This window comes from Brevibacillus sp. DP1.3A, assembly GCF_013284245.2.
Classification (GTDB): Bacteria; Bacillota; Bacilli; order Brevibacillales; family Brevibacillaceae; genus Brevibacillus.
The window spans coordinates 6,165,487-6,187,096 of the sequence record NZ_CP085876.1 but is presented as its reverse complement, the minus strand read 5'-3'; the positions used below and the strand labels follow the sequence as shown (position 1 = coordinate 6,187,096).

The window sequence follows — 21,610 nt, the reverse complement described above, 5'->3', positions numbered from 1 at the left end:
CCATGTCCGTACTGACCATGCAAGAAACGATCATTCAGACGAATAACGTGAATGTATACTACGGAGAGAAGCACGCCGTAAAAAATATATCAATGGATATTGAACGCAACTCCGTGACGGCCTTTATCGGTCCGTCCGGATGCGGGAAATCGACGCTTTTACGGAGCTTGAACCGGATGAATGATCTGGTTCCTTCTTGTCGTGTAGAGGGTTCCATTATTGTAGATGGTATCGACATTAACAGCTCGCAAGTAAACATCGAGAGTCTGCGCCAAGTGGTAGGAATGGTGTTCCAACGAGCGAATCCATTTTTTAAATCGATCTATGAAAACATCGCATTTGCACCGCGTTTCCACGGAATGACCAATAGACGTGATTTGGATGAATTGGTTGAGTCGAGCTTGCGAAAAGCAGCGCTTTGGGACGAGGTAAAAGATCGTCTTCGCGACTCAGCGCTCTCCCTTTCTGGTGGACAGCAGCAAAGGCTTTGTATCGCGCGTGCCCTCGCAATGCAGCCGACCATTTTGCTTTTGGACGAACCGGCTTCCGCTCTCGATCCGATTTCTACCATGAAAATCGAAGAGCTGGTCATGCAGCTAAAAGATGAGTATACGATCGTGATCGTTACCCATAACCTTCATCAGGCAGCGCGAATTTCTGAGAAAACTGCCTTCTTCCTGATGGGTGAGCTGATCGAGATGGATGAGACAGGGAAAATCTTCACTTCACCTGAGAACGAAAAAACCGAAGCATATATTAGCGGACGATTTGGTTAATAGAAAAGAAAAGCCCTCCCGAGCACATGTGGGGACTGACCCCTTAAAGTGAGACAAATCAAAACACCTTCAAGAGAACTAAACCATGTCGTAAGATATGGGGACAATCTTGGAGGTGTTTTTGCATTGACAACTAGAGTGAGTTACCCAGTAGAAGTTAAGAAGCAGGCGATTCAAATGAGGTTGGCAGGTGTTCCAGTGAAGGAGGTTATGGAGAGACTCGGAATCCGCAATGTGACTCAGTTAAAGGTCTGGATGAAGTGGTATCGAGAGGGTGAACTTCATCGACTAGAACAACCTGTTGGCAAACAATATAGCTTTGGCAAAGGCCCTGAGTACACTTCAGAGCTTGAGAAAGTGAAAGCAGAAAATCGATTTTTGAAACAACAACTGGACGTGTTAAAAAAGTACAAGGAGTTGGAAAGGAGGTGTCACCTAAAAGCGTGGTCAAATGGATGGACTCCATCAGAGGAGAAGTAACTATTACTCAAGCTTGCGCTTGGTTGGGTATTGCCCGATCCACCTATTATCGATGGAAGTCGGTGTTTAAAACGAAACCGAAGGATCTCATAATTGAAAAGATTCGGGAGCTATGTTCCCTACATAAATTCCGCTATGGCTATCGAAAGATCACGGCACTCCTTCGGAATGAACAGCTAATTAATCACAAGCGTGTGCAGAGGATTATGCAAGCGGAACAACTGCAATGTCGAGTACGCATCAAGAAACGTAAACCAACGGGACAACCTTCACAATCAGCTGAGCATCTACTACAACGTCAATTTCATGCCGAAGCTCCGTTGCAAAAGTTAGTGACGGATATTACATATTTGCCGTTTGGTGGGAAAATGTTGTACTTATCAAGCATCTTAGATTTATACAACGGGGAGATTGTTGCTTACTCCATAGCAGATAAACAAGACACTTCGTTTGTCTTAGATACATTGAATCAACTTCCTAATCGACCAGGAATGATGCTACATAGTGATCAGGGTAGCGTATACACGTCTCAAGCTTACCAAGAAGCAGTTAAAGGAAAAGGCATTACCATGAGCATGTCCCGCAAGGGAATGCCCGCTGATAATGCCCGCTGATAATGCCCCAATCGAATCGTTTCATTCCACGCTAAAGTCAGAAACGTTCTATCTCGAAGGCCTTACAAGTACAACGACGGCAATCGTTGTACAAACCATTCGAGATTATATTACCTACTATAACTCAATTCGTATTCAAACGAAACTAAACAACCAGTCGCCGGTTGAATTCCGAGGACTGGCTGCTTAAACTTGTAAGGTGTTTTGATCCCTGTCCTAGAAACGGGGGTCAGTCCCTGTGCTTGCGGGAGGGCTTTTTCTTATCATTATGTATGTCTTTGGAGAGAGGGACTGTCTTCCGCTCTGAAAAATTTGATCGCTTGCTCTAGATCCTCAACGATATCTGCCAAACGCAGGGAGTCATCAAGAAATTGCTCCGATAAGGATAGACTTTCTTGATTGGCGGCTACGGCTTGCTGTGTACCTGATACGACTTGCTGTGCAGAGGCAGATAGATTGTCTACCCGCTGTGAAATGGCTTGGCTCTGTGTCGAGATTGTTCCTGTGAGCATTCTGATCGATTCAAATTGCGCAGTCAACGCTTCGCTGAGCTCGATCGTATTGTGAAAGATAGAAGCGGCCTGGTGCAAGGTTTGAATGCCATTGACAGTAGCATGATCGGTCGTTTGCAAGCAGGTGGCTACGTGCTCCATTCGTTCTTCCCCTGATTCAATTACCTTTTGAATACGGGCCGATGCCTCTTCGGTCTGGTCGGACAGCAAGCGAATCTCGTCTGCTACGACGCTGAAGCCGACTCCGGCTTGTCCAGCCCTGGAAGCTTCGATTCGGGCATTGAAGGACAAAAGCTTGGTTCGCTTGGAGATGGCGGAAATCAAACCGAGCATTTCGTTGATGTCGCTCATGCTATCTCTCATGGAGGACATGGCATCCATAGAAGCCTTCATATCTTCTGAGATACTGTGCATATTTTCTTTTAGCAAGTCAATGGAGGTTGCTGCTTTGGTATTTTGCTGACGTGATTCCTGGCTCTGTACGATTGCTTTTTCCATGGAGTCTGTGATCCGAGACATTTCTTGCGTGATGCCGGCCATTGTGGCGTGGATATCATCGATCTGCTCTTGCTGGTTGTCCATTTCTTGGGCAAGCCGCTCTGTTACGGATACGACTTCTGACTGCATGGCGTGAGAATGGCGGGAGCCTTTTCCCACATGATCGGCTACTTGTTTGACGTCTGAGATAACATACTGGATTTTACCGATGATTGTCCGGATTTGTTCACTCATTCGATTGAAGCTGTCAGCCAGCTGGCGAATTTCATCATTGCTTTGTACCTGCATGGTTTGCAGGAGATCGCCCTCGCTAAAGGCGGACATTTTTTGTTGTGCTTCCTTTATTGGCTTGATGATTCGACGTACGTACACATACAGCATTAGTGCGAGTGCAGCGAGTCCGACGAGTGAGACGGCCAAAATGGTTAGTTGAAGGCGGCGGACCTCTTTTTTTACCTCGGATACCGACTGTGCGACGATCACTCCCCATTTCAAGGAGGGGTCAAATTGATAGGCGGCAAAAGAGTCTACTCCACTGATCCTGCTCGGTTCGTAGCCAGATTGACCAGCGGTGACGTTTTGCACGATCGCAAGCTCCGAGAGAAGGGGACGCTGCAACGCGTAGGATTGATCGGGATGAGCGACCAGTTTGCCTTGTTGATCAACGATCATGGCATATCCGGTTTCCCCCAGTTTAATCTGCCCGATGGATTCGCTCAGCTTCGGGACAGAGACAAATGCCACGACGACGCCTACGGGCTCCTCGTCGTCATTGCGCAAAGGGAGTGAGACGGCGATCTTTGGAAACTCTGTCTCGGAAAACTGGAAGACATCTGAGACAAAAACCCCCTGCTGTGGTTGATTCAATGCGCCCTCATACCAGTCCATTTTTCGCGGATCGTAGGAACTGTCGAGGGGGGATCCCGGAAAGGTTAAATACCGTCCGTCTGTGGTGACGATCTGTAATTCGGAAATCGTAGGATTGCTGGCCGACATATCTGTAAAGATGCCAAAGATCTGACTGTTGGTGACCTTACTGTTTTTATAAGTGGAAGCAAATGATTGCAAGGCGGTTACGATGTCATAGACCCTGCTATGTACTTTCTGTAGAGCTGCACCTGATGCCTCGTGTAATTGCTGCTTTGTTTTTTCATTGAGTGTGGCTTCGGATTGATAGCTGATGAAGAAAGCGGCGATTGCCATCATGCAGACTACCATCCCCATAATGCCTGCGAACAGCCTGGTGAAAATTGAACGATAATGAAACGACGAGTGACCCCATAGTTTTCTTATGCCTGGCATTCATTGTTCTCCCCTTATTCGTCAAAACGTTCAGTTTCATTGTAGGGGGTACCTAGAGGAGCGTATATGCTTTACCAGCAAGATTTACCATAACTTAATGTAAAATGACCTATGTAAAAAGTCCCAGAACAAAAACTTTATCGAAACTTAATAAACATCACACGGAACCCTAACATTGGTGCGCTATAGTGGGGAAGTAAAAGGACGTAACAATCACGAAGGAGCGAAGACCGTATGAGCGTTATTTCGGTGAGAGAGTTGAATCTCTTCTACGGTAATAAGCAAGCCCTCTATCATATAAATCTGGATGTAGAGCCTGATTCCATTACAGCCTTAATTGGCCCGTCCGGCTGCGGTAAGTCTACATTTTTACGGACGTTGAATCGAATGAACGATTCTGTACCGAACACCAAAATTACGGGAACGGTAAAAGTGTTCGATGAGGATATTTATAGTAATCGTGTGGAAGTGGAGCGACTTCGCAAAAATATCGGCATGGTGTTTCAGCATCCGAATCCTTTTCCGAAGAGCATCTATGACAACATCACGTACGGACCGAGACTTCATGGCATGAACGATCGTAACAAGCTGGACGAGTTGGTAGAGACAAGCCTCAAGGCAGCAGCGCTTTGGGATGAAGTGAAGGATGTATTGAAAAAGCCAGCAACAGGGCTTTCTGGTGGACAGCAACAACGCCTCTGTATCGCTCGGGCACTCGCTGTTCAGCCACAGATCATTTTGATGGATGAGCCAACCTCTGCTCTGGACCCAATTTCGACAGCTAAAATCGAAGAGCTGTTGGAAGAGCTGAAGAACCGTTATACGATTGTAATCGTGACGCACAACATGCAGCAGGCAGCACGTATTTCCGATAAGACTGCGTTTTTCTTGAATGGAGAGCTAGTCGAGTTTGACAGTACCCCGACGATCTTCCAAAATCCTCGTGACAAAAGAACAGAGGATTACATTACCGGACGTTTCGGATAATTCAATAGGCATGATGGAAGAAGAGCGGACTTTTCGAAGTCCGCTCTTTTTGATTTTAAAACATTTATAAATGTAACCCGAATCTCTTTAACTCAATGAAAATACCTTCCAATCGTTTCCCTTTCTCCGTTAACGTATATTCCACGCGCGGAGGGACTTCCGGAAACACCTTCCTTTCCAATATGCCGTGCTCCTCCAATTCCTTCAGTCTGAGCGACAGTGTTTTCGGACTAATCCCATCCATGGATTTCAGCAGGTCGCTGAAACGCAGCGTTCCTTCGATAAGCAGGTCCCGAATGATTAAAAAGGTCCATTTGGTCCCTATTACGTCAAGCGTTTTGGCAATGGGGCAAGGTTGGCCTGGGGTTCCTTTGTTCAGTTCAATTGGCTCAAGAACGTTCATCGGAATATCCTCCGAAAAATTTTTATAGGGTTATTTGGCTATTATAGCGCAATAGTATCTTTTCGGAAACTATATGAATTAAATATCACTACTTCCGTAAATGAAGTTAGTGTTATTACAATATCAATGTGAACCGATACTTCCACTCTAAATAAGGAGCTGATTAGAACAAAGTGATTCCACGTACCAAAACAATTAGTTCGATAGCTGGTATTGCTGTCATCTTCGGGACGATGCTGTTCGCAACAGCATGCGCTACTGATTCGAAAACGTCTGCTTATGATAATCAAACTGCTGTGTTGTCCTCCAAGACAGACATTCAACTATTGAAGGATCTTCCTCAACCCGTTTCAATGACGATTGACTCCTCATTGAACGCAACGCAAGCTACCGAAATGGTACAGGCTGCTCAACGTTTCTACGGATTCTGGAACACTGGGAATGAGGATCTCATTGCACAAACAGTTTCTCCAAGCTTCATAGATAACACGTTGCCGAAAGGAAGACCTCAAGGACCCGATGGCTTGTTATTCGCTTCTCGCAACTTTCGGAAAGCAGTTCCCGACTTGCAATGCAAAATTGAGGATTTACTGGTAGTGGGGGACAAGGTGACAGCTCGTCTTTCCTTTACGGGTACGAGCAAAGGCGAGTTTATGGGAAAACCTTTGACCGGGAAGCCTATTCAATTTATGGCGATCGATGTTTTACGCATCAAGGATGGGAAGCTGGTTGAAGACTGGCACCTGGAAGACAATTTAACTTTTATGCAACAAATTGGCGTTTTAGCGGAAAATTGAACGTCCTAACATAAAGGAGATGTAAAAAATGAAAAAAATCCTTATCATCAATGGTCACCAAAAATATGGCTCATCAGAAGGAAAACTGAACCAAACGTTGACGGATCATATGGTGAGTCTGCTCGAAAAAGAGAACCAAGTACGAACTACCATTATTCAAAATGGATACAAAATGGAAGAAGAGCACCAGAAATTTCTCTGGGCAGATATGATCATTTATCAAACCCCCATCTACTGGTTCAGTGTCCCTGGGTTATTGAAAACATATATGGATGAAGTATATGCGTACGGCTTGTTTTTCAAAGGTGCTAATCAATACGGAAGAGGCGGCTTATTAACCGACAAAAAATATATGTTCTCGACGACTTGGAATGCTCCAGAAAAAGCATTTAACGATCCGACCCAATTTTTTAAAGGGGAAAGCCTGGAAGATGCAATCAGCCATTTGCACCGCGTACAGGAATTTTTAGGCATGCAACCTGTAAAGAGCTTTGCTTGCTATGATGTCATCAAAAATCCGCAGATCGATCAATTTGCATCCGAACTCGAGGCGCATCTCAAACAAGTATTGAGTTTCTAAATGAAAATCTCAAAGGAAAGGGGAGAGATCCTATCATGTTGCACAATCAAAAGATAGTAATCATCGGCGGAAGCTCTGGAATTGGTTTGGAGACAGCCAAACAGGCAATAGCGCTTGGAGCAGAAGTGATCATTGCGAGCCGCTCCGAAGATAAATTGCAGAAGGCAAAAGATAGTCTAGGCTCCAAGGCCTCGGCGTATACGCTGGATACCACCGATGAGCAGCAAGTGCAGGCCTTTTTTGAAAAAGTAGGCACGTTTGATCATCTGGTTGTCAGTGCTGCGGAAACATCTGGCGGTTCATTCCTTCAAACGGATACAACCCAAGCGCGGAAGTTGTTCGAAAACAAATTTTGGGGTCAGTACTACGCGGCGAAGTACGGAGCGCCGAAGATTTCAACAAATGGCTCCATCACCTTATTCTCCGGGGTCGTCGCCTACAAATCGATGATTGGTTCGTCTGTGCTTGGCGCAGTCAATGCGGCGGTTTCGAATCTGGGGCAAACCCTCGCTTTGGAACTGGCACCAATCCGAGTGAATATCGTTTCACCTGGCATAATTGATACGCCATCACGCAGCAAAATGCCTGAAGATGTGCGCGAAAATTTCTATGCAACATTGGCAGACAAGCTCCCTGTGAAGCGAGTTGGACAAGCGAAAGACGTTGCACAAAGCGTACTATACCTGCTCCAAAATAGTTTTGTAACCGGAACTGTACTTCATGTAGAAGGTGGCCACATCTTACTTTAAAGGATTCCATTACCGGACGTTTCGGATCATTTCAATTTGTAGTATGGTAGGAGAGCGGACTTTTCGAGGTCCGTTCTTTTTGGTTTTTGGAAAGGAGATACTTGCAGTGGTTTGGATTTCATTCTTCCTTTTTCTGATCACGTTGACATTGGTCATCTGGCAACCGCGTGGGCTGTCGATTGGTTATCCGGCTGTCGGTGGAGCACTGTTGGCTTTGGCGATCGGGGTAGTCACGATCGGTGATGTCGCAGAGGTAACCTCTATTGTTTGGAATGCGACGCTAGCGTTAATCGGGATTATTATCATCTCGCTCGTATTGGACGAAATCGGTTTTTTTGAATGGGCTGCGCTCCATATGGCTCGATTTGCCAAAGGAAATGGTCGGCTTATGTTCGTTTATGTCATCCTGCTTGGTTCACTCGTATCCGCCTTGTTTACGAATGATGGGGCAGCCCTGATTTTGACACCGATTGTGTTGGCACAGGTGCGGGCATTAAGGCTGGATGGGAGAACGGTTTTGGCATTTGTCATGGCGAGCGGGTTCATTGCAGATACGAGTTCTTTGCCCTTTGTGATTAGCAATCTGGTGAATATTGTTTCCGCTGACTATTTTGATATTGGCTTTGCTGCGTATGCGGCCAAAATGGTCATTCCGACTTTGTTTTCGATTGGTGGAAGTCTGCTGGTTTTGTACCTATATTTTCGCAAAAGCATCCCGGCGCAGGTTGACCTTTCCCATCTGAAAAATCCGAAGGAAGCAATTCGCGACCAGAGAATGTTTCGTCTGGCGTGGCCGATTCTTGGGGTCTTGCTGATTGGCTTTTTTATTAGCGAGTCTATCCATACGCCTGTGTCTATCATCATTGCGGGGGCAGCCATCATTTTTTGCCTGGCTGCAAGAAAAAGTGAAGCGATCGCCATGCGGCGGATTATGAAAGAAGCACCGTGGGTAGTCGTTGTTTTTTCGATTGGCATGTATGTCGTGGTGTGGGGGCTGCACAACGCGAGATTGACTGACTTGGTCAAGGACACCTTGGATTGGTTCATGGCGCATGGTTTATTGGCAACGACCTTGGGAACGGGCTTTCTCGCTGCTGTTCTTTCCTCTGTGATGAACAACCTTCCGACAGTCATGTTCAACGCGCTGGCAATTGCAGGGACCCAGGCAGACGGAGTGTTGCGGGAAGCAATGATCTACGCGAATGTGATCGGAAGCGATTTGGGGCCGAAAATGACCCCGATTGGATCACTGGCGACTTTGCTCTGGTTGCATGTTTTGGGACGCAAAGACGTGACGATTACGTGGGGGCAGTACTTTCGGACGGGGGTTATTTTGACCGTACCGACATTGATGGTAACCTTGCTTGGATTGTATTTGACGTTGGTTTATTTTTCATAGGGAATGAAAGCCTGCTGGTTAATTGAAGTGCACCCCTTAAAGTAGACATTGGAAAAACCCCTGTGGTTTACCGATGAACTTTAGGGGGTGCATTTTTTTATGGCAGCTAAAGGGCAAAAGTTTATGAGCTATCCAGAAACACTGAAAAGGGAAGCCATACGTTTACATCTTGAGGAAAAATGGACGTATAAACGAATTACAGAACATCTGGGAATTCTGGACAAAGATCGTGTGAGAAAGTGGATGAGAAAGTATAGACAGCTTGGAGAGTTTGGACTCCTAGATCAACGTGGACGTCGGGAGACGTATATTGACCAGGACCGTCATGTTCAAAAATTAAAGCGTGAAAATGAAATCCTAAAAAAGTGTTTGGAAATCTGGGTACGGGAGGTGTAAGGAAGAAATATCACATGGTGGAGACATTGTCTTCAATCTTCATGGTAACTGAGATTTGTAAGGCTTTAGGTGTCTCGAGAAGCGGATATTATAAATACCTCTCCACTAGAAAACAGAACAAGGACAAAGCTTTGAAAGAGAAAATCAACATGATCTATAAGCAAAGGAAAGGAATTTACGGCTACCGCAGAATTCAAGCAGAACTAGTACGCCAGTATGGTTGTAAAGTAAACCATAAAAAAGTGTTACGGTTGATGCAAAATCTGGGGATTAAAGCAGTTATTCGCCGGAAACGTGCCCATATCACCACTTTTCAAGCCATTGTTTCCGATGGACGTGTAGCCGAGAACATGCTAAATCGTAATTTCGTTGCTCAGAGACCAAATCAAAAATGGGTAACTGACGTTACCCAATATCGAATCGGAGATGAACGCATCTATCTCTCAGCAATTAAAGATTTGTGTACGCGCGAAATTGTTGCCTATCATATCAGCTCTCGAAACGACAATGCGCTTGTTCTTCAGACTTTCAAGAAAGCATTTAAAACACAAAAAGACGTGACTGGTGTGATCGTTCACAGCGATCAGGGTCACCAGTACACGTCTCATGCATACCACGACATGCTGCCTACGGTTGGCGCCAAAATCAGCATGTCACGACGAGGCAATTGCCTAGACAACTCCTCGATGGAGAGCTTCTTTTCTCATTTGAAAACCGAAGCTCTATATCCCTATGATATACGAGATGTACAAGATGCTCAAAGAAGAATTGAGGAATATATCCATTTTTACAACGAAGAACGTCTTCAACTGAAATTAAAAAAACTGACGCCTAGTGAATTTAGACGTCAGTTAGCGGCCTAACGGCCAGGGTTTTTCTTACTGTCTACGAAATGGGGTCTTGACCAAATAGTCAGCAGGCTTTTTCTATTCATCATGCTGCTTGCAGTGAAATAGGCAGAATAGGACCTGACAAGGACGGAAAAAATAGGCGCAACCTACGTAAAAAGGAGGATGTTTCCATGTGGCATGGCTGGCCGATCGAACGCGTACTCATTCTTTTTGCTGGATTGGCGTTTGCCCTGATTGCGGTTCAGGTCACACTTTTTCACTCCAGACAAAACTTCCGACATTGGGCAATGTGGATTCCTGTGCTTGAGCTCCCTGTATTTGCGGTTACTGCTATTGTTTTATCGTTTGTGAATGCGGGGTGGCTACGTTGGGTGTTTGCCTTGATGATGGTGGTTGGCATGGTTGGGGGGTTGTACGGAGCTTATTTGCATACGGTCGGGGTTGGGCAGCGTGTGGGAGGTTATTCACAAGGTCAAAATTTTCTCGTCGGTCCTCCTGTGATTCTTCCTTTACTGATCACGGCAATGTCAGCATTAGGGCTTCTTGCGCTGTTTTGGTAAAAATCGTTTTGAAGGGGTGAGAGGACATGGAGAAGCCTGGACGTTACCCATCCTATGATGTTTGGGACCAGCATACAGAGTGGGATGCTCACACCAGGAAAGTAGTAGGGGCCAGAAAAATGCCCGCGATCGCCAATCAATTTTTTACGAAGCCTGAATCCTTAGTCTTGCAGACAGTTGTAGGCGTATTGGTCCATGATCACCGTTTGGAGGTGCTGACCTTTGTGGTGGAGCATCTGGATAATACAACGGCTAGTAATATCGGTGAGTCGCAACGAAAGGTCGGAGTTCCACCCAAAAAAGAGCTCTACCGCTCGGGCTTGAAAGGGATTGATGCGGAGAGTCATGCGGCTTATGGAACTGACTTCGTTGCGTTGAAGCTAGACCAGCAGGAAGCCGTTCTTCAGCACGTCGCGAATGGGGGTATCCAAAGCCAGGAGGCGTGGACAGACTTAGCTCCCGTAGATTTTTTCAAGGTGTTGCTGCATGACACAGTTAGCGCTTACTATTCACATCCGTTGGTCTGGTCGGATATCGGCTACGGCGGACCAGCTTATCCGCGCGGCTATGTACGGGTGGAAAAAGGATTGACGGACCCATGGGAGGCGAAAGCAAATGACGAGTCATGACCATCATACGATTACTCATCGCCCCACTCCTGTGGATCAAAGAAAATACGCCGATGACGCAGATGTATGCATCGTAGGCGCTGGAGCGGCAGGGGGCGTGCTGGCTTATGAGCTGGCAAAGGCTGGGTTGCGCGTGGTCGTACTGGAAGCAGGGCCGTTTTGGGACCCGCAACACGATTTTGCCAGTGATGAGCTGTCGATGCGGAGATTGGCCTGGCAGGAAACGAGGCTGGTAGCAGGCAATGACCCGCTGCGTTTGGGACATAACAACTCAGGACGGGGAATTGGGGGAGGCACCGTGCATTTTACGGGGGTGTTCCTGCGTTTCCACGAGAGTGATTTTAAGACAAAGACCGTAGACGGCGTAGGGGAAGACTGGCCGATTACGTATCAGGATCTTGCCCCGTATTACGACAAGATTGAACGTGAAATTGCGGTCTCAGGTCCGAATCATTTTCCGTGGGGTTCCTTCCAAGGCCCGTATCCGTACCCTGTTCGGGAGCCAATCAGTGCCAATGCCCAACTGTTCCGGGAAGGGTGTGAGAAGCTGGGGATCGAGAGTGTGGTCGCCCCTCTGGCGATTTTATCGGCTCCCTTTGATGGACGTCCCCCCTGTATCAATCGTGGCTTTTGCAATCAAGGATGCATGCCGAATGCCAAGTACAGCGGGTTGATTCATCATATCCCCAAAGCGATAGCGGAGGGGGCAGAGGTGCTGTCCGACTGCATGGTGACAGAAATTTTGATGGCTGGCGACCGGGTCAGCGGTGTGTTGTTCAACCATAATGGTTTGACGCACAGGCAAATGGCTCGTGTAGTCATTTTGGCCGGATTTGTGGTGGAGACTCCCAGATTGCTGCTCAGTTCGGCGAATGCCCAATTTCCGCAAGGGCTGGCGAATTCAAGTGGATGGGTAGGAAAAGCTATTATGCCTCACTCCAGTCATGATGTATACGGACGACTCCCGGAGGAAGTGCGATTGTATAAGGGAACACCTGTCCTTGCTTTGACCCAGCATTTTTACGAGACGGATCGGGAACGAGGATTTGCCCGCGGATATACGTTGAGTGCACACGGGGCGCGTCCGGTCGGGATGGCGGCTGCCATTGCTGCCGAGAGGGAAGACGGCTCGTATTTATGGGGAAAACAGCTTCGAGAGACCATGCTGGATTACAATATGTACGCGCGGATCACCTTGGTCGGGGAAGTACTGCCTCATCCTGATAACAGAGTGACGCTCTCTGGGGAAAAAGATGAATACGGAATGTCGATCCCTACGGTAACGTTCAGTTATCAGGAGAACGACAAACACCTGTACAAGCATGCTATTGGGCAAATGAACCGGATTGTAGAAGCGATGGGGGGACAGCCAGAGCATGTGGTATCTGATACCGCTCATCTCATGGGGGGATGTCGAATGGGGAATGACAGGGAAACCTCTGTTGTGAATGAATATGGGCAGTCACATGACATACCCAATCTTTTCATAGCGGGTGCTTCTACGTTCGTTACCTCGAGTGGCAGCAACCCGACAAATACAGTCATGGCGCTGGCTGCGCGCACTGCAGACAAGATCATTGAGGCGATGAAAAAGCAAGATGTATAAGCAGGATTCACATAACTTTTGCGTTCTATCTTCCCCATCATATAAGCCATATAGTATACTGATAAGCAGATATGTAAGGCAAAGGTGGGTATCCTTATGGAAATGGATTTGATGCAGGTTCTGTTTTTGTCAGAGACTTATAAGCTACTTGGTGACAAGACACGCTTGACGATCATGGCTCTCCTGCAAGTACAGTCCTTATGTGTCCGTGATCTCGTGGAAATTTTGCAAACTTCCCAGCCTTCTGTTTCCCAGCACTTGGCTAAGCTAAAAACTCATGGTTTGGTCAAAGAGCGCCGGAAGGGACCATGGGTTTATTACTCCGTCAATGCGGAATGCAGTCCTGAAGTGAAGCAAATTTTGTCTAACTTGCCGGACATGTCGCCAGTCGTCAAACAAAAATCAGTTACAAGTGAACCTTCATTTGGCTGATCAGTCGTAAAAAGCGTTGGATCAATTGAGATCCAACGCTTTTTTTAGTTCTTCCTTGTCAAATCCATGGATGACAATTTGCTCGCCGTTTTCCTTTTCAATGTAGGTTACAGGTGTCATGCTGGCGCCTAATTGAATGGCTTCCTGGAAATAAGCCTCGTTTTGACGGATGTCTCTGTCTTCGAAAGCAATGTTGTTTGAAGTCAGCCACATTTTTTCTTCCTGACAAGGACCGCAAGTGACTTGGGTATAGATAATAACCTTGTGAGCCATACAGAATCGCTCCTTTCAAAAGCAGAGTAGAAACCTTGCTCTTTCCAATATGAATGATCGGTCGCGACAAAGCAAGTGAGCAACAGCACGATTTGGAAAAATGAGGATGGATACGTACATAGGGGGCTGTACAAATTATATTCAGTGACGTCGAGGAGGTGAAAGTAACGATGCCTAAACAAAACAAACAAGCGGGTATGGGCAAAGCGAACCAAGCTAGCCAAGCAGCAAACACTGCAACTGAATTCGCAAGTGAAACAAACGCAGCAGCGGTTCGTAGTCAGAACCAACAATCCGCACAACGCGCTGCTTCCCAAGGCGCTGCGACTGAGTTCGCGAGTGAGACAAATGTTGCGGAAGTTCGCCGTCAAAACCAACAATCGGCTGCACAACAATCTTCTGGCCAAGCTACTGAGTAGGAGCCAGCGGACAAAAGCCCTCGCAATTTGCGGGGGTTTTCTTATATTTTTACGTAAAGTCTATTCGTGGAATGTGGTTTCTATCCTCACACTTGCAAAAGCGTGGAAGTGGATGATACTGTGATTCGTAAATCAGCCCACTAGGAGGCAATTGCTCATGATCATTGGAACAGGCGTAGATATTGTGGAAATAGAGCGAATCGCTACTTTGATAAAAAGACAAGAGCGTGCGATCAAACACTTTTTGACTACAGATGAACAACAGCTCCTGCATGGAAAGGCAGAGACGAGACAGGCGGAAATGGTTGCAGGCAGATTTGCTGCCAAGGAAGCGGGAGCAAAGGCTCTTGGTACAGGCATTGGTGCTGTACTCAGCTTTTTGGATATGGAAATCCTCCCGAATGATTTGGGCAAGCCGATCATGACCATAAAGCACGAGGTGTACAGCAAACTCGATCTGGACCCTGCTCGCGTTCATATTCATGTGAGCATTTCGCATAGCCAGACACACGCGATTGCACAAGTAATTGTAGAAGAACGATAGATGTTTTGAACAACCTCGATAAACTTGTCTGCATATTGGGACGAGGATGGACATACATTTATATCGCGTAGATCAGGAGGGACTACCTGCTCTTACACAGGAAGGCTAAGTCTGTAGCCGATCCAAGCGATATATCGCCAACTTCGTATCCATTCGCAACCATTGACACGATATGCGCTGCATGGGCGAGAGACTGACAGATTTCCCAGGAAATAGACAGGGATGCCCTTCTTTGTCGAAAATATTGACAAGGAGGAGTTCATTGAATGAAACGGGTAGCTTTACCACTGGTGTTATTGTTGGTTTTCACCCTGTTCCTCGGCGGTTGTTTCGGTCAGAAAACACCAGAAGATGTGGTGAGCGACCTGAACGGTACGCTGGGAAAAATGTCTGGGTACAAGTCTCAGGCTGTTTTGACCATGCAGACAGGCTCTACCCCCATGGAGTACGATGTTCAGGTCTGGTATGAAAAGCCAACCAACTATCGGGTAGCTCTCACCTCGAAGCAGCGTGGCATTACACAAATCATCTTGCGAAACAATGAAGGAGTCTTTGTACTGACCCCGCATCTGAACAAGAGCTTCCGCTTCCAAAGTGGCTGGCCTGAGAACAACGGACCGTTGTATCTATACGAAACGCTGGCCAAGAGCATTATCGATGACACTGAGCGCCAAATGAAGATGGATGAAAAACAGTATGTATTCGAAGTGAAAGCGAACTACAGCGGCAATCGTTCTTTGACCAAGCAAAAAATTTGGCTGACAGAAGATTTCAAACCGACGCACGCTGAAATTATGGATGCTAGCATGAATTCGCTTGTACGAATTGATTTCACTGATTTTTCGTTCAACCCTATGTTTGACAAAGACGCCTTTGACAAAGAGCGCAACATGACAACAAGCTCGTTGACAACGATCCCAACAATGGCGCCAGCAAATGGACAGGTCGTGAAACAGCCGAACAGCCAATTCGGTGTCATCGTCCCTACGTATATGCCAGAAGGGGTTAAGCAAGGTGATATTGAGCCAGTTACCCGTGATGGGGAGAGAAGAGTCATCTTGACCTACAAGGGAGCCTACAACTATAAGGTAATCGAAGGACGCCCGACAGCAGCATCTGTGTCGTATGAGCAAGGTATGCCTGTGAACCTCGGCTTTACGGTTGGTGTGCTTGCGCAGACAGGTGAAAATCAGCGACTTCTGACGTGGGAGCTCGACGGCATCGAATATACAATCGCGGGGGATCTTCCTGAGGAAGAAATGGTGAATGTCGCACAGTCGACATATGGCCTCAGCGCGAAATAAAAGTGTGGGAGAGGGGACGGTGAATGCCGTCCTCTTTTGCTATTTTTGGGGGAAGTGGCTGTAGCGGAGGGGAAGAAGCGCATTTCCAGTCTACGCTTCGGCCTACGCCCAGCAAGGGGTTAGACTGTCCGCTCCGGATTGAATGTCGGGAGCGCTTCAAACGTAGAAGTTTCGATGAAGTAGTTCATAAGTGAAGCTGAAATTCCCCGACATTCAATCCTACGCTCAGGTGGGCTCCAGAGGCGCTTGGACAGGAAATGCACTTCTTCCCAAGCAGCTTTGTCCCACTATATAAGAAAAATACCCCCCTGTTGATACTCAAAGGATGAACTTCCTAAGTTTTTAAAGAAACGATGAATCAAAAAAGCTGGCGAAAAGAAAAAGCACAGGGCTCGCAGACCTTGACAAAGCCTCCCCCAGTCGTAACTCCAAAAGGGGACCACGCTTGTCGAACACTTCTTCCTTGAGAAACTTCCGCCCGTAGGGTGGCTTTGGCTCAACGGTCCCCTTTTTGGAGTGGAGACGGCCAGTGAATCCCCCTGCAGGCGTGTCAGAGTCGAAGAGAACTGTGCTTTTTCTTTTCCTCCACTATGTTGACTCATCTCACAACTACTCCTCGATTTTCCCTCAAGTTTTCCTTTTTTCTCAAACGGGAATCTAAAAATACCCATGTACACTTGGTCTTGTACCAAAGAGCAAGCACACTACACGAGCAAAGACGAAAGGGTTGAGTGTATATGTTTAGCAAAGCGAAAATGGGAATGCTGATGGGAACGATGGCAGTGGTTCTGAGTCTGGGTAGCATAGGCGGAGCAATGGCAGCCGATTCAGCAAAACCAACTTCATTGAATAAACCGGCAGAAGTAAAATTCAAAACAGGCAAGATGGGCCACCACGGTGGAGTGGGCTTCAATGAAAACTTCAAAGAAAATAGAGAGCTGCTCTCACTGTTGAAGCTAGATGCTGACAAGCTGAAAGAAGAGCTTGCGGCAGGGAAAACACTCGCAGCGATTGCACAAGCTCAAGGAGTCGACACTGCCGATGTAGTAGCACTTCTGGTTGAACAGCAAGAGGCCAAACTGAAGGAAGCAGTAGCAGCAGGCAAGATGAAGCAGGAGCAGGCATATAAGCTGTCTGAAAATCTGAGCGATCGCGTAAAAGAACAGGTAGAAAAAGCGAAACCGGATAAAGGCTTCGGCAAAGGTGGGTCAGGCAAAGGTGGGTTCATCGGTGGCTTCGAGAAAAACGAAGAACTGCTGTCCCTTTTGAAACTGGATGCCGCTAAATTCCAAGAACAACTGAAAGCGGACAAATCGCTGGCTGCTATCGCAGAAGTTCAAGGCGTATCTGTGGATGATCTGGTGGCTTTGTTGGTAAAACAACAGGAAACCAAGCTGAAAGAGGCGGTAGCGGCAGGCAAGCTCACGCAGGAGCAAGCAGACAAAATGAATGAGAATGCCAGTGAGCGGGTAAAAGAAATGGTGCAAAACACGCATCAAGGACGTGGACCGGGTAAAGGAATGGGCTTCGAGAAAAATAATGAAGAACTGCTGTCCCTCCTCAAGCTGGATGCAGACAAACTGAAGGAAGAGCAAAAAGCAGGGAAATCGCTGGCTACCATCGCAGAAGCGCAAGGTGTATCCGTGGATGATCTGGTAGCGCTTTTGGTCAAACAACAAAAGGCTAATCTGAAAGAGGCGGTAACCGCCGGGAAGCTGACACAGGAACAAGCAGACAAAATGAATGAGAATGCCAGTGAGCGGGTAAAAGAAATGGTGCAAAACACGCATCAAGGACGTGGACCGGGTAAAGGAATGGGCTTCGAGAAAAATAATGAAGAACTGCTGTCCCTCCTCAAGCTGGATGCAGACAAACTGAAGGAAGAGCAAAAAGCAAGGAAATCGTTAGCAACCATCGCTAAGGAGCAGGGCGTAGAAGTGGATGACGTCATCGAGCTCTTGGTAGGTCAGCAAGAAGCCAAGCTGAAAGAAGCAGTAAAGGCAGGCAAGCTCACACAGGAGCAAGCAGACAAGCGCAGCGAGGAATTGACAGCGATGGTGCAAAAGATGGTGGATGGCAGCTTTGAAAAAGTCGTTTTCCCAAGACATGAAAAAGGGAAAAAAGACCAGGGGGAAACCATGTAGAAAAGTCAGCAGGTGGGAGCTAATCCCATCTGCTTTTCTATTTTCTCGGGATTGGTCGATGAGGGCCGCTTTGTACATAAAAACCAACGTGCGAATGAGATGAAAGGACAATCCGCGAATTGACACACAGCGGGAAAACACGATACATTCAGAGTAACTTATTGAATGAGGTGGCATGCTTTACATGAAGAAACCGTCTAACGAAGTTTTGTACGAGGAAGCATCGACCTACAAAGACATGCTCCTGCGAAAAAGCTGGAAAATGCGCATTAACGAGACTGTCATGTTTGTGCTGGGGATGATGATTCTCGCTCAATTTTTCCCGACCAATGACACGAGATTCAAAGTGCTTGTTTTTGCCATTGCCATTGCTGTTGTTGGATTGTCTCCGTTTATGTACAAATCGGTATTACGTCCGGTGTACAAGCTGACCAAGACTCACCTGATCATATCCATGTCAGGGCAGGAAAAGAGCTACCCGCTGTCAGAAGTCGAGCAAATTTATGAAGGCCGTCATTTTTATCGTGTAGGCGGCAAAAAGGAATCACTGATGGTTTCCAGGCAATTTCTCAGTCATTTAAATGAACGCTTGTTTTACTATAAAAAAGGGAACAAGAGGAGATAGGAATGAAATCGTTTTGTCGTGACACTTGGGTAGAGGTTGATTTGGATGCCATCCGGGCGAACCTTGAGACATTCAAACGCCATTTGCCAGAAAAAACGGGTATTATGGCTGTTGTGAAAGCAGACGGGTATGGTCATGGCGCTGTCCATGTCGGAAAAGAAGCGTTGGCGAGCGGTGCAGATTCACTTGCAGTCGCATTGCTCGATGAAGCGCTTATTTTGCGGAGAGCAGGGATCACTGCGCCGATTTTAGTGTTGGGATACACACCTGTCGAATCCATTGTCACTGCAAGCGAGCTGGAAGTGGAGTTAACCGCTTACAGCGTCGAATGGATCACGGAAGCGAACGACATTCTTCAGAAAAACGATCGCAAGCCTGTCGGGATTCATGTGAAGGCCGATACGGGAATGGGACGTTTGGGCGTTCGGACAACGGAAGATTTGCTTGCGGTTGTAGGTGCCCTTGAAGAATGCTCAAAGCTTAAGTGGACAGGCATTTTTACGCATTTTGCCTGCGCGGATGAACCAGATACAACCCATGTGCGACGACAACACGACTTGTTTCAATCCTTTTTGCAAGCACTGCGTGAAGCGAATAAAACATTGCCGACCGTTCATTGCTGCAATACGGCTGCGGCTATCGCATTTCCCGATTGGGGGTATGATACGATTCGTTTAGGCATAGGTTTATACGGATTGTATCCTTCTGTGTACATGAAAGAACGTGCGGATGTTATTCTTGCCCCCGCCCTGGCGCTCAAGACCAGAATTGCCCACGTAAAGAAGGCAGATGAGCCATTCACGGTCAGCTACGGTGCTACGTATGCAGCAAAGCCTGACGAGTGGATTGCAACGCTGCCGATCGGATACGCAGATGGCTATTCTCGCCTTTTGTCCAATCGTGGTGAGGTATTGTACAATGGATCGCGCTACCCGATTGCAGGCAGAGTTTGCATGGACCAAATCATGGTCAGCCTGAATTCGACAGAAGCAGCGGTCAATGATGAGGTCGTCTTGTATGGCAAGCAGGGGGACGAGGAAATCTCCTTGGATGAAATTGCCGAATTGCTGGGAACAATCAATTATGAGGTTCCATGTATGCTGAATTACCGAATTCCGCGCCTCTATTTGCGCGACCAGAAAGTAACTGACGTATTTCACCCATTGACGATGAAGCACTCGTCCCGTGAAAATGTAAATAACTAGCAAGGGAAATCAGCAGGAATTTTCCCGTGGAACACGAATACTAGTTAAGCGAAAAAGCTGGCTTTTTTGGGTAAACGAAGTCTTCACCTACACCTTTGGATTGTTTACACTCACGTTTTCTCACCGAAAAAGCGACAGTAGGTATATTTTTGCAATGGATTCGACATAATGGTATTGTTCATATTGGCTGTTCTTTCTAGAACCAGCATAGCGGATGGAAGTTACGGTCATGGTTGGAGGTGGATTTGTCTTGTCGAAGTCAAACACGAAACGCATCATGATCAGCTTGCCACAACACTTGCTTCAGGAAGTGGATGGCGTTATTCAAAAGGAAAAATCCAATCGCAGCGAGTTTATTCGTCAAGCGATGCATTTGTATTTGAAAGAGCGAAAAAAACGCACAATCCGTGAGACCATGCAAAAAGGGTACATGGAGATGGCGAAGATCAATCTGAATATGGCATCGGAGGCTTTTGGCGCTGAAGAAGAGGCTGACCATACTCTTGTCCGCTTAGTTAGCGGGGTGTGACTGGTGATTGTCAAACGTGGCGATGTGTTTTTCGCGGACCTGTCCCCGGTCGTTGGCTCTGAGCAAGGAGGCGTACGGCCTGTTTTAGTCATTCAAAACGACATTGGAAATCGATTTAGTCCGACGGTCATCGTCGCAGCCATTACGGCGCAGATTCAAAAGGCGAAGCTGCCTACGCATGTGGAAATTGACGCAAAAACTTATGGATTTGATCGTGACTCCGTTATTCTATTGGAACAAATACGAACCATTGACAAACAACGTCTAACTGATAAAATTACGCATCTCGATGACGAGATGATGGATCGGGTTAATGAATCCTTGCAAATCAGTTTAGGACTCATTGATTTTTAACGTGTGAAAAAAGATCAGACTAATTGATAGGAAAAGCCACTTGAGTGAAGCAAGTGGTTTTTTGCTGTCAAATTTGCAGGGATTTTATAGGTGCACAGCGAACTGTTCGAAAAGAGAATATAAGACAAAATGTGACACAATATGATTTATTTTTCGAGGTAGAGAAAAAACTCATTTCTACCTACCAAGCGAGGCGGAAGGGGTTTTTTTGGTTGTGGCAGACTATTTTCCTGAGACAATCAATATAGAACAAGAATCAGACATCGTGACGGCGCGGCAAGTGGGGCGAAATATGTCGAAGTTGTTTGGCTTTGGCACGATCACGCAGTCCCGCATTGCCACGTCAATCTCTGAATTGGCTCGCAATATTTATTTGTATGCGGGTACGGGGACGATCACCATTTCGCCGATTGAGCGCGAAGGAGTGATCGGCTTGCAAATAACAGCGAATGACAGCGGTCCAGGGATTCCTGATATTCGCCAGGCGTTAGATGATGGCTATTCGACTTCAGGTGCCCTCGGGGCCGGATTGCCGGGTGTCAGGCGCATGATGGATGAATTTGAGATCCACAGTACCCTGGGAGAAGGAACGCGTGTCGTTGTTGTGAAGTGGAGCGATCAAGCAAAGGAGGAATGAGATAA

24 protein-coding genes and 1 pseudogene are annotated in these 21,610 nt (G+C 46.9%); 22 read left to right on the top strand and 3 right to left on the bottom strand.

The window, feature by feature from the left end; translation table 11 throughout:
• The first annotated feature begins 2 nt into the window (after positions 1-2).
• On the top strand, positions 3-776 hold the full coding sequence (gene pstB / locus HP399_RS28625) for a phosphate ABC transporter ATP-binding protein PstB (RefSeq protein ID WP_173621250.1): 774 nt from the start codon (positions 3-5) through the stop codon (positions 774-776).
• A gap of 126 nt (positions 777-902) precedes the next feature.
• Positions 903-2,060: pseudogene (locus HP399_RS28620) on the top strand (IS3 family transposase).
• Between the two features lie 76 nt (positions 2,061-2,136).
• On the opposite strand, the gene HP399_RS28615 reads toward HP399_RS28620, so the two are convergent.
• Entirely contained in the window at positions 2,137-4,182 is a 2,046-nt protein-coding gene (locus tag HP399_RS28615) for a methyl-accepting chemotaxis protein (RefSeq protein ID WP_173621470.1), read from the bottom strand.
• A 234-nt stretch (positions 4,183-4,416) separates the two neighbouring features.
• Between HP399_RS28615 and pstB (HP399_RS28610) the strand changes: the two genes are divergently transcribed.
• Entirely contained in the window at positions 4,417-5,169 is a 753-nt protein-coding gene (pstB, locus tag HP399_RS28610; RefSeq protein WP_137031113.1) for a phosphate ABC transporter ATP-binding protein PstB, read from the top strand.
• A gap of 64 nt (positions 5,170-5,233) precedes the next feature.
• Here the strand turns inward: pstB (HP399_RS28610) and HP399_RS28605 are convergent, their stop codons facing one another.
• Positions 5,234-5,572 carry a winged helix-turn-helix transcriptional regulator gene (locus tag HP399_RS28605; RefSeq protein WP_007721121.1) on the bottom strand — a complete coding sequence of 113 codons (339 nt, stop codon included), beginning with the start codon at positions 5,570-5,572 and terminating at the stop codon, positions 5,234-5,236.
• Between the two features lie 173 nt (positions 5,573-5,745).
• Between HP399_RS28605 and HP399_RS28600 the strand changes: the two genes are divergently transcribed.
• The 10 genes from HP399_RS28600 (at position 5,746) to HP399_RS28555 (ending at position 13,571) form a co-directional block, all read left to right on the top strand.
• On the top strand, positions 5,746-6,369 hold the full coding sequence (locus tag HP399_RS28600; protein ID WP_173621469.1) for an ester cyclase: 624 nt from the start codon (positions 5,746-5,748) through the stop codon (positions 6,367-6,369).
• Between the two features lie 28 nt (positions 6,370-6,397).
• On the top strand, positions 6,398-6,949 hold the full coding sequence (locus tag HP399_RS28595; protein WP_173621468.1) for an NAD(P)H-dependent oxidoreductase: 552 nt from the start codon (positions 6,398-6,400) through the stop codon (positions 6,947-6,949).
• Positions 6,950-6,984: 35 nt separating this feature from the next.
• Complete coding sequence (locus HP399_RS28590) at positions 6,985-7,698, top strand: SDR family oxidoreductase (protein ID WP_173621467.1); 714 nt, start codon at positions 6,985-6,987, stop codon at positions 7,696-7,698.
• A 106-nt stretch (positions 7,699-7,804) separates the two neighbouring features.
• A complete protein-coding gene (locus HP399_RS28585) occupies positions 7,805-9,097 on the top strand; it encodes an arsenic transporter (protein ID WP_173621466.1) in 1,293 nt (430 codons plus the stop codon).
• Between the two features lie 99 nt (positions 9,098-9,196).
• Positions 9,197-9,493, top strand: coding sequence for a helix-turn-helix domain-containing protein (locus HP399_RS28580; RefSeq protein ID WP_173621503.1), 297 nt, complete (start codon positions 9,197-9,199; stop codon positions 9,491-9,493).
• 14 nt (positions 9,494-9,507) lie between these two features.
• Positions 9,508-10,356, top strand: a complete 849-nt coding sequence (locus HP399_RS28575; protein WP_173621502.1) for an IS3 family transposase — start codon at positions 9,508-9,510, stop codon at positions 10,354-10,356.
• A gap of 158 nt (positions 10,357-10,514) precedes the next feature.
• A complete protein-coding gene (locus tag HP399_RS28570) occupies positions 10,515-10,904 on the top strand; it encodes a hypothetical protein (RefSeq protein ID WP_007721110.1) in 390 nt (129 codons plus the stop codon).
• Positions 10,905-10,930: 26 nt separating this feature from the next.
• Positions 10,931-11,533, top strand: coding sequence for a gluconate 2-dehydrogenase subunit 3 family protein (locus tag HP399_RS28565; RefSeq protein WP_173621367.1), 603 nt, complete (start codon positions 10,931-10,933; stop codon positions 11,531-11,533).
• Complete coding sequence (locus HP399_RS28560) at positions 11,520-13,139, top strand: GMC family oxidoreductase (RefSeq protein ID WP_173621366.1); 1,620 nt, start codon at positions 11,520-11,522, stop codon at positions 13,137-13,139. Before HP399_RS28565 ends, HP399_RS28560 begins: the two co-directional genes overlap by 14 nt.
• A 96-nt stretch (positions 13,140-13,235) precedes the next feature.
• Positions 13,236-13,571, top strand: coding sequence for an ArsR/SmtB family transcription factor (locus tag HP399_RS28555; RefSeq protein ID WP_007721103.1), 336 nt, complete (start codon positions 13,236-13,238; stop codon positions 13,569-13,571).
• 21 nt (positions 13,572-13,592) lie between these two features.
• Here HP399_RS28555 and HP399_RS28550 read toward each other — a convergent pair whose 3' ends face one another.
• The gene (locus tag HP399_RS28550) at positions 13,593-13,844 is read right to left on the bottom strand and encodes a glutaredoxin family protein (protein ID WP_007721101.1); all 252 of its coding nucleotides are present in this window, start codon (positions 13,842-13,844) and stop codon (positions 13,593-13,595) included.
• Positions 13,845-14,014: 170 nt separating this feature from the next.
• Here HP399_RS28550 and HP399_RS28545 point away from each other — a divergent pair, with 170 nt between their 5' ends.
• The 9 genes from HP399_RS28545 (at position 14,015) to HP399_RS28505 (ending at position 21,605) form a co-directional block, all read left to right on the top strand.
• Complete coding sequence (locus tag HP399_RS28545; RefSeq protein ID WP_173621365.1) at positions 14,015-14,263, top strand: gamma-type small acid-soluble spore protein; 249 nt, start codon at positions 14,015-14,017, stop codon at positions 14,261-14,263.
• Between the two features lie 157 nt (positions 14,264-14,420).
• Positions 14,421-14,807: a holo-ACP synthase gene (gene acpS / locus HP399_RS28540; RefSeq protein WP_173621364.1), complete on the top strand. Its 387-nt coding sequence runs from the start codon at positions 14,421-14,423 to the stop codon at positions 14,805-14,807.
• A gap of 266 nt (positions 14,808-15,073) precedes the next feature.
• Positions 15,074-16,111: an outer membrane lipoprotein-sorting protein gene (locus HP399_RS28535; RefSeq protein ID WP_173621363.1), complete on the top strand. Its 1,038-nt coding sequence runs from the start codon at positions 15,074-15,076 to the stop codon at positions 16,109-16,111.
• Positions 16,112-16,848: 737 nt separating this feature from the next.
• Entirely contained in the window at positions 16,849-18,255 is a 1,407-nt protein-coding gene (locus HP399_RS28530; protein ID WP_173621362.1) for a coiled-coil domain-containing protein, read from the top strand.
• A gap of 184 nt (positions 18,256-18,439) precedes the next feature.
• The gene (locus HP399_RS28525; protein WP_007721092.1) at positions 18,440-18,880 is read left to right on the top strand and encodes a hypothetical protein; all 441 of its coding nucleotides are present in this window, start codon (positions 18,440-18,442) and stop codon (positions 18,878-18,880) included.
• A gap of 2 nt (positions 18,881-18,882) precedes the next feature.
• On the top strand, positions 18,883-20,085 hold the full coding sequence (gene alr, locus HP399_RS28520) for an alanine racemase (protein WP_173621361.1): 1,203 nt from the start codon (positions 18,883-18,885) through the stop codon (positions 20,083-20,085).
• 229 nt (positions 20,086-20,314) lie between these two features.
• A complete protein-coding gene (locus tag HP399_RS28515) occupies positions 20,315-20,614 on the top strand; it encodes a CopG family ribbon-helix-helix protein (RefSeq protein WP_007721089.1) in 300 nt (99 codons plus the stop codon).
• A 3-nt stretch (positions 20,615-20,617) separates the two neighbouring features.
• Complete coding sequence (locus tag HP399_RS28510) at positions 20,618-20,968, top strand: type II toxin-antitoxin system PemK/MazF family toxin (protein WP_005830205.1); 351 nt, start codon at positions 20,618-20,620, stop codon at positions 20,966-20,968.
• A 208-nt stretch (positions 20,969-21,176) separates the two neighbouring features.
• Positions 21,177-21,605 carry an anti-sigma regulatory factor gene (locus HP399_RS28505; protein ID WP_173621360.1) on the top strand — a complete coding sequence of 143 codons (429 nt, stop codon included), beginning with the start codon at positions 21,177-21,179 and terminating at the stop codon, positions 21,603-21,605.
• Positions 21,606-21,610: the final 5 nt, after the last annotated feature.